Source organism: Plantactinospora sp. WMMC1484, assembly GCF_049315195.1.
Classification (GTDB): domain Bacteria; phylum Actinomycetota; class Actinomycetes; order Mycobacteriales; family Micromonosporaceae; genus Plantactinospora.
Genome location: NZ_CP186055.1, coordinates 2,380,995 through 2,396,538, shown reverse-complemented (window position 1 = coordinate 2,396,538; position 15,544 = coordinate 2,380,995). Strand labels below are relative to the sequence as shown.

Genomic DNA, 15,544 nt, shown 5'->3' with positions numbered 1-15,544 from the left:
GATCAGGCCACGACGGAGCGGAGTGGGATTTCTGCGGCGCGGAGGTCGCGGATGAGCGTACGAAGGAACGGGTGCTCGTCCGCGGCGAGACCGTCCGGGTTGGGGATGGTGAAATAGGTCGCGCCGTTCGCGGTGGCCACGCGCGGCTCAGCCGCGTGCCGGGCGACGATGCCGCGGGTGCGCTCCGCGTCGGCGGCGGCGACCGCGATGGTGATCGGGCGCCACTCTCCGCCCAGGTTCTCCGGTGCCGGCGCGGCGGCGGCCGAGGCCCGGGCCGGCGGTACCGGCGGAGCCGTCGACCGGGCACCCGGCGACGCCGGAGCCGCGCTCGGCCGTGGTGCCAGCAGCGCGTTGGCGACCAGGTGCAGCCCGCTCTCGTTGTACGCCCGGAACAGCGGGTTGAACGCGAAGAGCACCGCCCGGCCCGCCCCGGTCGGCTCGTCGACCAGCGCGACCGTGCCCCTGAGCGCGTCGGCCCGCACCGTGTAGCCGTTGTGCCAGAACCGCCCGTCGGCCGGGTACGTCAGCACGTTCGTGCCCGTGCTGGACGGGGCGAGGATCGAGTCGTTGTTGTTGAACTCGAAGTCCTCGGCCGGCCGGCCGAGCCCGACCGGGCTGCTCCGGTCGACGTCGACCCGCAGGTGCGAGCCGATCACCGTGTAGTCGGCCGGCTTCGGCAGCTCGACCGTGGAGGTGAGCCCGGCCGCGCGGGCCATCCGGGTGCCCTGGTTGCGCAGCCCGAGATAGGTGCCGCCGGCCGCCACCCAGGCCCGCAGGTTGGCCTGGCCGCTCGCGCTCAGGCCGCCGGTCGGGTTGCTGCCGTCCGGCACCAGCAGCACGTCCCGGTCGGTGAAGGCGGCGGTGTTGTCGTTGATGTCCGCCGTGCCGACCGGGGTGAGGTCGAGGCCCCAGCGCTTGCCGAGGACGTAGCGGGCCTCGCCGTGCGAGCCGGAGGTGGTGGAGACGCCGGTGCCGGCGAACAGTCCGACGTCGGGCAGGGCCAGCCGGGTGCCGGTGACGCCGCGCCAGCTCGGGGTCAGGGTCACCCCGAGCGATTCGGCGAGCCGGTCGCGGGAGCCGGTGAGGGCGGCCGCCGGCAGGGTGACGACGCCGCTGCGCTGGTCGCGGCGCACCTCGACGCCCGCGCCGAGCAGCGCGAAGGTCAGCTCGGCCGCCGCCGCCGAGTCCAGCGGATAGGCGTACGAGCCGAACCGGGGTGCGTGGCCGCTCCGCCCGCCGTCGATGTCGCGGACCCGTTCCGCCCTCGGCGAGAGCCGGTCACCGGTGTAGACCGTCTCCACGCCCATCAGCAGCGGGTTGCTCCAGGAGGAGACGTCGTAGAAGTACGGGAACGGGACGTACGGGTCCTCGCCCATGGTCGCCTGGATCCAGTGCTTCTGCGGCTGCTCCATCGGGATCCAGTACGCGCCCGCCGGCACCGTGTGGTTCCGGGCCGACCGGCCGCCGAAGACCCGGGCGTTCGGTATCCGCACCGGCTTCGTCAGCCGGTAGACCTCGACGTCCATCCGGCGCAGCCGCTCGACGAGCTGGCGGACGTCGCCGAGCTGCCGGCCGGGCAGCAGGAAGTAGGAGCGGACCGTCACGTCCGGCACCGGGAACCGGACCTCGTTGGTCGGCTGCACCACCTCGTTGGGCTGCAGCGCCCCAACCCGCCCCTCGGCGAGCGCGTCGGACCAGATCCGGTAGTAGCCGGAGAGGATCTCCCGCCTGTGCTCCGAGGCCCAGCCGACGGTGGCCCACTGGGTGTGGAACTGCTGCTGCACCCGGTCCTGAACCGCCGAGGCGCTGCCCTTCTCGTAGGTCATCCCGGCGGCACCGAAGCCGGTGGCGGGCACCGTGTCGCCGTACCCCATGAAGAAGAGGTCGTAGACGTCGTAGTTGAAGTAGCACTCGGTGGTCACCGCGTCGGTGCAGGCGCCGTTGTAGCCGAAACCGGCGGCGTTCGCCGCGCCGATCCGGTTGATCCAGTCGACCGGCTCGTCGGCGATCTCGTGGTGGATCGGGTCGGCGTTCGGCGGGAAGAAGTACTGCCGGCCACCCATCTCGTGTGCGTCGACGAAGACCTGCGGCGGGTAACGGCGCAGCAGCTCCAGCTTGGCGTCGGTCTCCGGCTGGGTCCGGGCGAACCAGTCCCGGTTCAGGTCGAAGCCGTACTCGTTCTGCCGGCGTGAGGCGTCCCGGCCGTCCGGGTTCTGCGTCGGCATGATGATCGTGACAAGGTTGTCGTTGCGCTCGCGTACCTCGCAGGAGAGACCGGCGGCGAGCTCGTAGAGGGTCTTCAGCGCGGCGTCGGCGCCCGACTTCTCGCCGCCGTGCACGTTGCCGGTGACCCAGACGATCGCCGGGCCGCTCCTGGCGATCTCCGCCGCCCTCCGGCTCGACAGCCCGCGCGGGTCGCGCAGGTCGCGGACGTCGCGCGCGATCCGTTCCAGGGCGCCGCGCCGGAGGTGGTCGGGGTCGGAGACGATCGCGTACGGCATCGACTGGCCGAGCACGCTGTCGCCGACGTTGCCGGTGACCACCCGGTCCGAGGCGGCGTCGACGGCGCCGAGGTAGGAGCGGATCTCGTCGTCGGTGACCACCCGTTCCTGGCCGAGGCCGAGCGGGAAGCCGAGGTGGCGCTCGGGGCTCGGCACCCCGGCGAGCCGGGCGGCCGGATCGGGGCTGCACACGGGCGGCGCCGGCGGGTGGCCGCCGGGGTGGCCGTCGGGGTGAGCGCCGGCCGGGGTGCCGGGCAGCAGCGGCAGCGGGGCGAGCAGCAGGGCGACCGCGGCCCCGCCGAGTCGCCGGAACATCGATCCCGGGGGATTCGACGGAAACGTCAGGGGGAACTTCGGAATCGTCATGTGAAGTTCGGATTCCCTTCTCGGGGATGGCCGGGACGTCTCGGAAGATCGACCTGGGAGTGGCTCGGAGCCTATGAGCGGCCATTTCCGGCGGTCAAGATCTTCTAGGTACGGCGTCTTCCCACCAGCTACCAAACACGCCTATCACCAGAAATCGGGGGAATAGCGGCGGGAAGGGGCGGCTCGGGCAGGCGGGCGGCGTACCCGGTCGGCGAGGGCTGTGAAGATGCCGACCGAAGATGCGCCGGGAAGCGCCGTCCGCGTAGGCTCAGCGCTTGTCGTACCGGCACGCGCGGCCGACCCGCCGACCCCGCAGCCTCGACACCACCGACAAGACCACACAATGTCCGGCAGCGGCGCTCTCCTCCGGCGCCGGCCTCCCCACCACCGCGACGCAATGAAGCGCCGCCACTGCGAGCGGAGAACACAGGCGTGACGATCCCGTACCCGAGCAGCCAGCCCATGCCGACGATCCCGGCGGTGACTCCGCCCTCCGGCGCCTCCCGCCCGCGTCTCACCTTCCTCGGCACGGGCTACCTGGGCGCGACGTACGCCATCTGCTTCGCCGAACTCGGCTACGAGGTGATCGGCTTCGACGTCGACGCCGAGAAGATCACCAAGCTGGCCGGTGGCGAGGTGCCGTTCCACGAGCCCGGCCTGGACGAGCTGCTCAAGCGCAACCTGGCCGCCGGGCGGCTGCGGTTCTCGACCGACATCGCCGAGACCGCCGCCTTCGGCGACGTGCACTTCATCTGCGTCGGCACCCCGCAGCGGGCCGACGGGATGGGCGCCGACCTGTCGTACGTCGAGGCGGCCGTCACCGGCCTCTCCCAGCACCTGACCCGCAAGGCCCTGATCGTCGGCAAGTCCACCGTCCCGGTCGGCACCGCCGAGTGGATCGAGCAGCTCGTCGGCAAGCACGCCGAGGCCGACCTCGGGGTCGAGGTCGCCTGGAGCCCGGAGTTCCTCCAGGAGGGCTTCGCGGTCGAGGACGTGCTCCGGCCCAACCGGATCGTGGTCGGCGTCAAGAGCGAGTGGGCCAACGGCATGCTCTACGCCGCGCACAAGGGCGTCTTCGACCTGGCCGCCACCGAGGACCGGGAGGTTCCGCTGGTGGTGACCGACTTCGCCACCGCCGAACTGGTCAAGGTGGCCGCGAACGCCTTCCTCGCCACCAAGATCTCGTTCATCAACGCGATGGCCGAGGTCTGCGAGGTGGCCGGCGGCGACGTCACCCAGCTCGCCCGGGCGATCGGCTACGACCCCCGGATCGGCAACCGCTTCCTCCAGGCCGGCGTCGGCTTCGGCGGCGGCTGCCTACCCAAGGACATCCGGGCGTTCCAGGCCCGGGCCCAGGAGCTCGGTGCCGGCGAGGCGCTGCGCTTCCTGCACGAGGTCGACCTGATCAACCTGCGCCGCCGCAGCCGCGTACTCCAGCTCGCCGCCGAGCTGCTCGGCCGCCGCTACGGGCCGGCCGGCCCGGACCTCTCCGGCACCCGGGTCGCGGTCCTCGGCGCCACCTTCAAACCGAACTCCGACGACGTCCGGGACGCCCCGTCGCTCGCCGTCGCCGCCGCCCTGCACAAGGCCGGCGCCGAGGTGCACGTCTACGACCCGGAGGGGATGGAGAACGCCCGCCGGGAGCGGCCCGAGCTGACGTACGCGATCAGCATGAACGAGGCCGTCCGCGGCGCCGACCTGGTCTGCGTGCTGACCGAGTGGGCCGACTTCCGCAACGCCGACCCGGTCGCCCTCGGTGAACTCGCCGCCGGACGGCGGATCGTGGACGGTCGCAACTGCCTCGACTCCGCACTCTGGACCCAGGCCGGCTGGGAATACCGGGGCATGGGCCGGCCGTAGCTCCGGCAGCGCCGCCGCACCCGACCGATACCGCAGGGGCGTGACGGCGACAATCGTGAATTCGACGCCGACTTGCCGGCCGTGGACCCGACCGGGTGCACGGCCGGCCTTTTAGGATCTCCTCAGCCCGGTCACGCACGCGATCGGGGGCTGTTCAACGGTTGCCCTCCATGGGCATGCTTCGGTGGAAGCCCGTGACGCGGCCATGCGCCGGCTGGAGGGGATGCCGTGAGTACGACGTACCAGTGCTCCTCGTGCGGCCGGGAGATCGAGCCGGCGCCACACTGCCCGTACTGCGGCGCCGAGCAGCTCCAGTACGCCGACGACCTGGCCCGGATCGAACGTTCGATCGCCGAGATGAAGATCCGCGAGGCGGCGCTCGCCAAGGAGCAGAAGACGATCGCCTCGCAGATGCAGGCGGCGCTCTTCCAGCGGGACATCCTGGGGCACGCGGCGGACCAGCGCCGCAAGCAGAGCAACAAGCCGCGCCGGGTGCTCCGGCGCCGGGCCGACCGACGCCCGCCGACGGCCGCACCAACCGCCCCGGGCGGGCCCGGTGGTGCGGGCGGGCCCGGTGGTGCCGGCGGGCCGGCCGGGCCGGCACCCCGGGTACCCCGGCAGTCGAAGGGCGGCGGCACCGAGCGGGTGTCGACCGTCCCGCCGCCCCCACCCCCGCCACCGTCGCCCGGCGCCGAACCGGCCTGGGACGACGGCAAGGCGCGGCCGGAGGCCTCCACCCGCGAGGTACAGAACATCCTGCTCGGGCTCGGTGCGCTGCTGCTCGGCATCGCGGCCGTGGTCTTCGTCGCGGTGGCGCTCAGCTCGCTCGACGACTTCAGCCGGGTGGCGATCCTGGTCCTGGCCACCGCGCTGATGCTGGCCGTACCGCCCCGGGTCGCCGGGCGTGGGCTGAGCGCCACCGCCGAGACCGTCGCGGCGGTCGGGCTACTGCTGGTGCCGCTGACCGGGTACGCGCTCTGGACCGTCGACCGGTTCGCCGACAGCGACCTGCCCGGGTCGCTCTTCGGAGGACTCACCTTCGCGATCACCGCCGTCGTGGCGGCCGGTTACGCCGGGGCGACCGGGCTGAACGCCCCCCGCTACGCGGCGGTACTCGCCGTCCAGCCGATCCTGCCGCTGCTGGCGTACGGCTGGACCACCGGGCCGGTCGGTTGGTCCGTGGTGCTCGCCGCGGTGGCCGTCGGCAATCTCTATCTCGCCCGGCTCTTCGGTGACGACGGGCAGCTGACCGGCTGGCCGGCCCGTTTCCGGTTCGGTCCCGAGGTGCCGCTGGAGGCCCGGCCGTCCCGCCCCGACGGCGGGTCCGGAGATCCTCCCGGGGGCGGCTCCGGAGGCCGTCCGGACGGCTCTCCCGACGATCCGGACCGGCCGGACCGACCGGACCGGGGCGCGCCCGGCACCCGGACCGGCGGGACCGGCCCGGGCCGGCCGGAGACGTTCCCGGAGGAGGCGGACGCGGTCGTCGAGGGGGAGCCGGCACCGGGCGGGCCGGCGCGGCGGGTCCGCACCCCGGGGGTCCGGCCGACCGCCAGCATCCCCTGGCTGCGGGAGCTGACCTGGACCCTGCACGGCGTGGCCTTCGCCGCCGCCGTGGTCTGTGCGGTGGTGGCGCTGGTGGACGCCGACACCGTGCCCGACGCGGCCCGGGCGGGCATGGCGCTGCTGCTCGCCGCCGGGGTGGGCCTGGCCGGTGCGCTGACGCTGCGCCGGCCGCCCCTGCCGGACATCGGCGCCGGGATCATGACGCTGGCCGTGATCGGCGCCTTCGGCCGGGTCGCCGCGGTGGCGCTGCCGGGGCGGGCCCTGGTGGTGATCGCCGCCGTCATCGCGCTCACCGGAATCGGCGTACGGGCGGTGCCCGAGGCTGCCCGGCGCGGGCCGCAACTGGCCTCCGCCGCCGCGCTGATCGTGATCGGCATCGTGGTGGCCGGCGGCGTGCTCCGGGCCGCCCTGGCCCCGATCCGGGCCGCGCTGCCGGTCTGGGAGGCCGACCTCGCCGCATACCCCGGCGCACTTGCCGCCGGGGTCGGTGACACCTCCTGGCAGCTCGCCGTCACCGCCCTGCTGCTGACCGTCGCCGCGGTGCTCTCCTCACCACCCGAGGTACGCCGCGAGTTCGCGGTGGTCGGTGCGGCACTCACCGCGCTGGCCATGCCCGCCTCGTTCGGGCTCGGCTGGGCGGCGGCACCCTGGCCACCGGTGCTGGTCGCCATCGGCATCGGTCTGGTCGGGCTGACCGCCGAGACCCGGCGGGTCGCGCTCACCCACGCCACCGCCGCTGCCGTGGTCGGGCTCGCCGGTGCGGCGGCCTCGGTGGCCCGGCCGGGCCTGACCGCCGCCGTCCTCTTCACCCTCGCCGTCGCCGGGGCGGCGGTGGCGCTGGCACCCACCGCCCGCTCGCTGCCACTGGGCCGCTGGTCCGGGCTGGTCGCCGACTGGGCGGCCGGTGGCGCCGCGTTCGCCTTCCCCGGCGCGGTGGCCGCCTTCGTCGCGTCGGCGGTGCCGGTCGACCCGACCCCGACCGCGATGTCGGTACGGGAGGCGACCGAGCCGGTCCTCGCCGCCAGCTTCCTCGCCGTCTGCGCCGTGCTCTGCTACGCGGCGGTCACCCAGGTCGCCCAGCGGCAGATCAGCCTCCCCCTGGCCGTCGGCACCGGACTCGGCGCGCTCGCGGTCACGGCGGCGGCCTTCGGTGCGCCCGGCGCCACCCTGCCGGACACCCTGGTCGGCGCGCTGCTGCTGGTGAGTGCGGTGCTGCTGGTACTGGCACCGTCGATCGACGCCGGCCGGCGGGCGGACCGGCTGCTCGACGGCTCCGACATCGCGGCCGCCGCGGTGACCGCCGCCCTGGTCGGCACCCTCGCCCGGATCGCCGGCGTTCTCGGCGACGGCGCCGAGTTGGCCGCCGCCGCCTTCGTGATCCTGGTCGTGGCGGCCGGGATCCGGGCCATGCCGGAGCACTGGCGGCGCGGCCCGGTCCTCGGCATCGCGCTGACCGGAGGCGTCGTCGGGCTGATCGCCGCCTGGACGGCGCTGGTCGGCGGGCTGGAGGTGCTGGCCACGCCCGGCCGGCTCTGGGAGGCCGACCTCACGCAGTGGCACGTCAGCGCGACCGGCACCGGTTGGCAGGCACCGGTCGCCCTGGTGCTGCTCGCCGGGGCCGCCGCGATCGCCCTGCCCCGACCCTGGTCCTACGATGTCGCCGCCGTCTGCGCCGGCCTCGCCGCCGTCGGCACCCCGGCCGCGTTCGGGCTGCCGTGGTGGTCACCGATCGTGGTCGGCGGTGCGGTCGCCACCGTGTACGGGGTGACCTCCGTCGTCGCCGCCGACCCCCGGGCCGGACTGGCCCGGGCCACCGTCGCCGCCGTGGTGGCGCTGCACGCCGTCGGGGCGAGCCTGGTCCGCCCCTGGACGACCGCTGCCGCGCTCGGTGTCGTCGCGCTGATCGGCGTCGTCGTCGCCGTCCTGGCCCGGGTCGTCGGCACCCTCTCCGGCCCGGCCGAGGAGGCCGACTCCCTGTCGCTGGCGCCACAGACGGCACAGATCGGCGGGCTCGCCGCCGGCGGGGCGCTCTTCGCGTCCGCCGGCTCGCTCGCCGCGCTCGCCGCGGCGCTGGGCTGGCCGGCCGAGGTCGTGGTGCTGGCCACCCTGGCCGGGGCCAGCCTCGGCGTGGCGGTGGTCGGGCTCGTCCGCCGGCAGGTCCCGCAGTACCTCCCGTACGCCACCATCGGCGTCGTCGGCGGCGCGACCGCCGCCCCGGTCGCGGCGCTCCTCACCGGCCTGCCCTGGGGCGTCTACGCGGCCGCCGCCGTCCTGCTCGGGGTGCTCGCCGAACTGGTCCGGGCCGCCACCCCGGCCCCGGCCCCGCTGCGCGAGCCGATCCGGCGCTGGTCGGTGATGCTCGGCGGTGCGTTCCGCCGGCTCCCCGAGCCGGGCCGGGGGCGCTGGTCGGTCAGCCCGGCCGTCGGGGCGATGCTCGCCGCCGCGCTGCCGACCGCGCTGGCCGTGGCGGCACTCGCCCCTGCCCTGGTCGCGGCGCTGGTCGAGCCGTACCAGACGCTCGGCCAGGTCTGGCAGGGGCCGCCGGCCGGGCTCACCGATCCGGAGCCCGGCGCCGTCGACGCCGGCAACGTGCTGGCGGCGCTGCTGCTGACCATCGCGGCCGGACTCGCCGCGACCGGGTTCAGCGAGGGCCGGCCGGCCCGGGCGGTGCCGGTGGTGCTGCCCGGAGCCGCGATCACGCTGCTGATCACACCGATCTCGCTGGACCTGCGCTGGCCGAACGTCACCCTGGCCGCGCTCGCGGTCTTCACCATCGCGATGCTCGGGCTCGCCCTGACCCCGCCGCCGCCGGACGCCGAGGTGGCCCGCTCGCTGCGGCTGACCCGGATCCTGGTCTTCGGCATCGGGCTGGCCGCCGGTGGCGCCGGGCTGGCCGGCGCGCTGGCCACCCGCGAGCTGACCCTCTTCACCCTCGGCGCGGCGGTCGGCGTCGGCGCGGTCGCCGCGCTGGGCGGCCGGAGCCAGAATGCCCGCATCCTCGGCTGGCTCTTCGCCGCGATCATGGCGCAGACCTTCGTCTTCACCGCCGGCCTGGTCCTCGGGCTCGCCCCGGCCTGGTCCGCGTTCGGGGTGCTGGCCGTCGGCGCGGTGCTGCTGCTGGTCGCGGCGATGCTGCCCCGGCTGCGTCGCCCGGAGGCGATGCGCGAGGCGGCCACCGTGGAGTGGACCGGCTACGCCGCCGCGCTCATCGCCGCCGCGCTCGCCTACGACTCGCCCCGGCACATCGCCGCCCTGCTCGCCGCCTGGGGCGCCGTGCTCGGGATGGCCGCCCTGCGGCCGTACCGCAGCACCGTCGAGCGGCGCACGCTCTTCTGGTCGGCGGTGGGGTGCGAGATCGTCGCCTGGTGGCTGCTGATGGCGCTTGCCGACGTCGTCCTGCCGGAGGCGTACACACTGCCGTTCGCGGCCCTGGCCCTGCTGGTCGGCCTCCTGGAGCTGCGGCACCGCACCGACCTGAGCAGCTGGGCGGCGTACGGCCCGGCGCTGGTGGCGGCCTTCCTGCCGACCCTGGTGATCGTGCTCTTCGGCAACGACAGCGCGCCGCGCCAGGTACTACTGCTGCTCGGCGGGGTGGCAACCCTCATCTACGGCGCCAACCGGCGCCAGCAGGCCCCGGTGATCGTCGGAGCGGTGGTCACCGCGCTCACCGCGCTGCGCGCCCTGTTCAGCTACGGACCGTGGCTGGTGCTGATCCCGGTCGGCCTGCTCTTGCTCGCCTTCGGCGCCAGCAACGAGAACCGCCGCCGCACCCAGGAACGCTTCCGCGCCGTTCGCGGCATGCGCTGAGGTGTAAGGAAGGGCCCCCGCTTATCGTTTTCTGTAGATGCGGGGGCCCTTCCTAACGCATCAGGGGTGCGGCTTCCTCAGCCGGCCGGTAGCCCGAGGGAGGCGAGCAGGTTGGCCTCCTTGCGGGCGACCACCTGCTCCAGCTCGGCCTGGTACGCCGACATCCGCTCCCGCAGCGCCTCGTCGGCGGCGCCCAGGATGCGTACGGCGAGCAGGCCGGCGTTGCGGCCGTTGCCGATCGAGACGGTCGCCACCGGGATTCCGGCCGGCATCTGCACGATGGAGAGCAGCGAGTCGAGCCCGTCGAGGTGTGCCAGCGGCACCGGAACTCCGACCACCGGCAGCGGAGTGGCCGAGGCGACCATGCCGGGCAGGGCCGCCGCGCCGCCCGCACCGGCGATGATCACCCGGATGCCCCGCCCCGCGGCGGACCGGGCGTACTCGATCATCTTGACCGGGGTGCGGTGCGCCGAGACGACGCCGACCTCGTAACCGACACCGAACTCGGCCAGCGCCTCGGCCGCCGCGCCCATGACGGGCCAGTCCGAGTCGCTGCCCATGATCAGGCCGACCGGTGGAACCGACTCCGTCACTCGTGCCTCTCCCGTAGCCACCAGGCCGCCCGTGCCGCGCGGGCGCGTACCTTCTCCAAGTCGTCGCCGAGCACGGTGACGTGCCCGATCTTGCGACCGGGGCGGACCTGCTTGCCGTAGAGGTGCACCTTGGCGCCGGGATCCTCGGCGAAGAGGTGGTGCAGCCGCTCGTCGGTCGACATCCCACCCTCCGGGCCGCCGAGCACGTTCGCCATCACCACCACCGGCGCGGTCAGCGCGGTGTCCCCCATCGGATAGTCGAGCACCGCCCGCAGGTGCTGCTCGAACTGGGAGGTCCGGGCCCCCTCGATCGTCCAGTGCCCGGAGTTGTGCGGCCGCATCGCCAGCTCGTTGACGACCAACGCCGGCTCGCCGCCGCCGGTCGCCGGTGACCCGTCGTCCGTCCGGCCGGCGGCGCCGGGCACCTCGAAGAGTTCCACCGCGAGCAGGCCGACCACACCGAGCGCGGTCGCCAGATCGATGGCGAGCTGTTGGGCCCGCAGCGCCAGCTCCTCCGGCAGCCGGGGCGCCGGAGCCAGCACCTCGACGCAGATGCCGTCCCGCTGCACGGTCTCCACCACCGGGTACGCCGCCACCTGGCCGAACGGCGAGCGGGCGACCTGCACCGCCAGTTCCCGGCGCAGCCCGACCCGCTCCTCGGCGATCAGGTCGGTGCCGGCGGCGCGCAGCCGGCCGACCAGCTCGGCGGCCTCGGCCGGGCCGGAAACCACCCAGACGCCCCGCCCGTCGTAGCCGCCCCGGGCCGCCTTGAGGATCACCGGCCAGCCCAGCTCCGTGCCGAACTCGACCAGGTCGTCGGCTCCGGTGACCGGCCGCCAGCGCGGTACCGGGGCGCCCAGCTCGGTCAGCCGCTCCCGCATCGCCCGCTTGTCCTGGGCGTATCGCAGCGCGTCGGCGGGCGGGTAGACCGGGACACCGGCCTCGGCCAGGGCCCGCGCGTGCTCGTTCGGCACGTGCTCGTGGTCGAAGGTGACCACGTCGCAACCCTCGGCGAAGTCGCGCAGCGCGGCGAGGTCGGTGTGCCTGCCGTACCGGACGTCGGCGGCGACCAGCGCCGCCCCGTCGGAGGGGTCGAGGGCCAGCACGCGGAGCGACTGGCCGAGGGCGATCGCGGCCTGGTGGGTCATCCGGGCCAGTTGGCCGCCGCCCACCATGCCGACAACGGGCAGACCCGTGCGGGAATCCATAGCGGGCGCAAGCCTAACCCCCGCCCGCGCCGAGCTGCGCGAGCAGGGCGTCGGCGGTGGTGACCGGGCGGTCACAGACGAAACCCCGGCAGACGTACGCGGTCGTGGCGCCCTCGCGCATCGGGCGATCGGCCAGCAACGGTACGCCGGGGCGGTCCGGCTCCCCGGCCACCACCACCGCGCCGGGCGGGGCGTGCCGGCGGGCGAGCGCCAGCAGCGGGTCACCGGCCGGCTCGGCGGTGACCACCGCGATCTCGTACGGGCCGGAGAGCAGCGCCTCGCCGACAGTGGCGGCATAACCTGTGAACCGGGCGTGCCGGGAGACGATCGGCGCCACCGTGCCGAGGGCGGTTCCAGCCGCCTCCCGGTAGCGCACCTGCCCGCCCAGCGCCGAGTACGCCACCAGCGCCGCCGCCACCGCCGATAGTCCGGACGGGGTGGCGTTGTCGGTCGGGTCCGCCGGCCGGCTGACCAGCTGCTCGGCGTCGTCGGCGGTGTCGTAGAACCCGCCCTGCCCGGTGCCGAACCGCTGCAGCGCGACGTCGAGCAGCTGCCCGGCCAGCTCCAGCCAGCGCCCCTCGCCGGTGAACTGGTGCACGGCACAGAACGCCTCGGCGACGCAGCCGTAGTCCTCCAGCACTCCCGCCGGCTCGCCGACCCGGCCGTCCCGGGAGACCCGGCGCAGCCGCCCGTCGACGAGGTGCCGCTCGGCCAGCACCTCGGCGATCCGCACGGCCGCCGCCCCGGAGACCGGATCGGCGGTGAGGGTGGCGTACTCGACCAGGGCGGTGACGGCCAGGCCGTTCCAGGCCGCCACGACCTTGTCGTCCCGGGCCGGCTGGGGCCGCTGGTCGCGTACCTCTCGGAGGCGGGCGCGGACCCGCTGCCAGCGTTCCCGGATCTCCGGGTCGGCGTCGTCGATGTCCCGGGCCAGCCGCAGCACGCTGGTGCCGTGCTCGAAACTGCCGGTGGCGGTGACGGCGAAGAGGTCGGCGGCCCAGCGGCCGTCCTCGTCGCCGAGCGCCTCGACGAGCTGGGCCGGGGTCCAGGCGTAGGTGGCGCCCTCCACGCCGTCGGTGTCGGCGTCCAGCGCCGAGGCGAGGCCACCGGCCGGGGTGCCGAGGTCGTCGAGGAGGAACGCGACGGTCTCGGCGGCGACCCGGCCGGCCAGCCCGTCGCCGGTGAGCCGCCAGAGCTGCGTGTAGACCCGCAGCAGCAGCGCGTTGTCGTAGAGCATCTTCTCGAAGTGCGGCACCGTCCAGTGCCCGTCCACCGAATAGCGGGCGAAACCGCCGGCGAGCTGGTCGTAGATGCCGCCCCGGGCCATCGCCTCGCAGGTGTGCCGGACGATCTCCAGATCCCGGGCCGCGCCGGTGCGCTGGTGGTGGCGGAGCAGGAAGAGCAGGTTCATCTGCGGCGGGAACTTGGGTGCGCCGCCGAAGCCGCCGTTGGTCTCGTCGTACTCCCGGGCGAGCTGGTCGGCGGCGGCGTCGAGCAGTTCGGCGGTGAGCGGGGCGCTCGGCCCGCCGACGGCCTGGGCGCCGGCCAGCGCCTCGACCACGGCGGCGCCCTGGCGCAGCACCGCCTCCCGCTGCCCGGTCCAGGCCTCGGTCACCGACTGGAGCAACCGGAGGAAGTTGGCCTTCGGGAAGTAGGTGCCGCAGAAGAACGGGGTGCCGTCGGGGGTGGCGAAGACCGTCATCGGCCAGCCGCCCTGCCCCGTCATCGCCTGGGTGGCGGTCATGTAGACCGCGTCGACGTCCGGCCGCTCCTCCCGGTCCACCTTGATCGACACGAAGTTCTGGTTCATCAGTGCGCCGACCGCCTCGTCCTCGAAGGACTCGTGCGCCATCACGTGGCACCAGTGGCAGGCGGCGTAGCCGACCGAGATCAGCACCGGTACGTCCCGGCGGCGCGCATCGGCGAACGCCTCGGCCGTCCAGGGCCACCAGTCGACCGGATTGTCCTTGTGCTGGAGCAGGTACGGGCTGGTCGCGTCGGCCAGTCGATTCACCCGACGACCATAACCGCTCGACGGACCGCCCGCCCGGGATCGCGCCGGTGGTGGTCCAGGAAGCAGCCGTCAGTCGGCGGCGAGCGCTGACGAGGATGGCGGGGAGTGCTGACGGGGATGGCGGGGAGCACTGACGGGGATGGCGGGGAGTGCTAGCGCGTTGCGGGGAGTGTGCGACAGAGTGCCGGCGGGAAATCCGGTGCCGCCCTCAGCACGTCGGTGCAGCCCGGTCCGGCGCTGCGCGCGACGGTCCGCCAGCCGGCCGGCTCGAAGCGCAGGAAGTACCGGTACACGGACGGCGGTGCCGAGCAGCCGGGGCGACCGCCCGCACCGCACTGCGTACTGTTCAGGTTGACCGTCATCACCAGCCAGCGGCCGTCGCACTCCTCCACGTGCCGGGAGCTGTTCCGGGGCACGTCCATCCCCTTCATCGCCGCCAGCACCCAGGTCGTATCGCAGTGGTCGGCCGGTGGTGTGCAGCCGAGATCCGGGGCGCAGCGGCGGTAGCCGTCGCCGTCCGGCGCCCACGGCTGGCCGTTGAGCACCACGATCCGATCGCCTAGCGGTTTCGGCGCGGTCAGCCGGGCCACCCCAGGCGCCGTCGTCGGGCAGCCACCGACCATCCCGCTGCGGGCCGAGTCCTGGACCACGTTGGCGTGGATCAGGTTGTTCTCCTCGGTGTAGTAGGTGATCCGGGGATCGCGGGCGCATTCCGGGTGCCCGGCGAGCAACGCCACGTCGACCAGCAGGGTGCGCGGGTCAGGGCCGCGTCGTACCCCGGTCACCTCCGCCTGGAGCGTCGACCATTCGGCCGGCCCGGCGGCGGTGGTCGGCGGCGCCGGCGTGCCCCGGGCACCGCCGGCCCGGGCCAGCGCCGTGCTGCCGAGCCCGGAGGCGGTGGTCGGGTCGCCGCTCGCCGTCCGGGTGCCGATGACCAGCACCGCCACCAGGTAGTCCCGGGCCACCCCTACGTAGTACGCGGCGGTCGCGTCACCGTTGGAGTAGGAACGCAGGATCAGCAGTCCGGCAGCGTCCTCGGCGAGGACCTTCCAGCCGTCGCCCCCGGCCGGGCGGCCACACCGGGACAGCTCGCCCCGGAGCGCCTCCCGCACCGTGCCGGCGACTCCGGCCGGATACCGCGCCACGTACTCGTAGACGCGGTGATCGCCCATGGTCGCGTTGACCGTGCGCTCGGCCACCGGCCGGGGCCGCTCGGGCCCGGGAGCGACCGTCGCGCCCGGAGAGACGGGCGGGGAAACCGGGACGACGGCCCTGCCGGGCGGAGAGGCGACCGCCGTACCGGACGGACCCGTCGGGGCCATCGCGTTCGAGACCGGGGCGGATCGGGGCTGGGCTGCCACGGGCGGCGGGCATGGCCAGGGTGGCAGCGGATGGCCCGGGTCCGGACCACCGTCGGAGACCGCGGCGCCGGCCAGGTCGGAATCGCGCAGCAGCACGTCGTCCGGGATCTCCGTCGGCCCGCCCGGTGCGCCCGGCCCGGCACAGCCGAGCATCGCCGCCGCCGCGAGCACCGCCACTACCCCCGCTGCTCTCCCCATCGGCTCAGTGTCCCCCACATCCGCCGCTCTCCCATGAGCCACGCTACTCAACCGCCCGCACCCGCCGCCCGCC

Annotated in this window: 7 protein-coding genes; 2 read left to right on the top strand and 5 right to left on the bottom strand. The window is 74.6% G+C overall.

The window, feature by feature from the left end; genetic code table 11:
* Positions 1–2: 2 nt before the first annotated feature.
* Positions 3–2,867, bottom strand: a complete 2,865-nt coding sequence (locus ACN28C_RS10575; protein ID WP_422773319.1) for a M14 family zinc carboxypeptidase — start codon at positions 2,865–2,867, stop codon at positions 3–5.
* A gap of 432 nt (positions 2,868–3,299) precedes the next feature.
* On the opposite strand from ACN28C_RS10575, the gene ACN28C_RS10570 reads away from it, so the two are divergent.
* Positions 3,300–4,727, top strand: coding sequence for a UDP-glucose dehydrogenase family protein (locus ACN28C_RS10570; RefSeq protein ID WP_422773318.1), 1,428 nt, complete (start codon positions 3,300–3,302; stop codon positions 4,725–4,727).
* Between the two features lie 228 nt (positions 4,728–4,955).
* Entirely contained in the window at positions 4,956–10,097 is a 5,142-nt protein-coding gene (locus tag ACN28C_RS10565; protein WP_422773317.1) for an SCO7613 C-terminal domain-containing membrane protein, read from the top strand.
* Between the two features lie 77 nt (positions 10,098–10,174).
* Here the strand turns inward: ACN28C_RS10565 and purE are convergent, their stop codons facing one another.
* The 4 genes from purE to ACN28C_RS10545 all read right to left on the bottom strand — a co-directional run bounded on the left by purE (position 10,175) and on the right by ACN28C_RS10545 (position 15,471).
* Positions 10,175–10,657: a 5-(carboxyamino)imidazole ribonucleotide mutase gene (gene purE / locus ACN28C_RS10560; RefSeq protein WP_422774611.1), complete on the bottom strand. Its 483-nt coding sequence runs from the start codon at positions 10,655–10,657 to the stop codon at positions 10,175–10,177.
* Between the two features lie 29 nt (positions 10,658–10,686).
* Positions 10,687–11,898, bottom strand: coding sequence for a 5-(carboxyamino)imidazole ribonucleotide synthase (locus ACN28C_RS10555; protein WP_422773316.1), 1,212 nt, complete (start codon positions 11,896–11,898; stop codon positions 10,687–10,689).
* A 13-nt stretch (positions 11,899–11,911) separates the two neighbouring features.
* The gene (locus ACN28C_RS10550) at positions 11,912–13,912 is read right to left on the bottom strand and encodes a thioredoxin domain-containing protein (RefSeq protein WP_422773315.1); all 2,001 of its coding nucleotides are present in this window, start codon (positions 13,910–13,912) and stop codon (positions 11,912–11,914) included.
* A 152-nt stretch (positions 13,913–14,064) separates the two neighbouring features.
* Positions 14,065–15,471 (bottom strand): hypothetical protein, encoded by a 1,407-nt coding sequence (locus ACN28C_RS10545; RefSeq protein ID WP_422773314.1) that lies wholly within the window; start codon positions 15,469–15,471, stop codon positions 14,065–14,067.
* Positions 15,472–15,544: the final 73 nt, after the last annotated feature.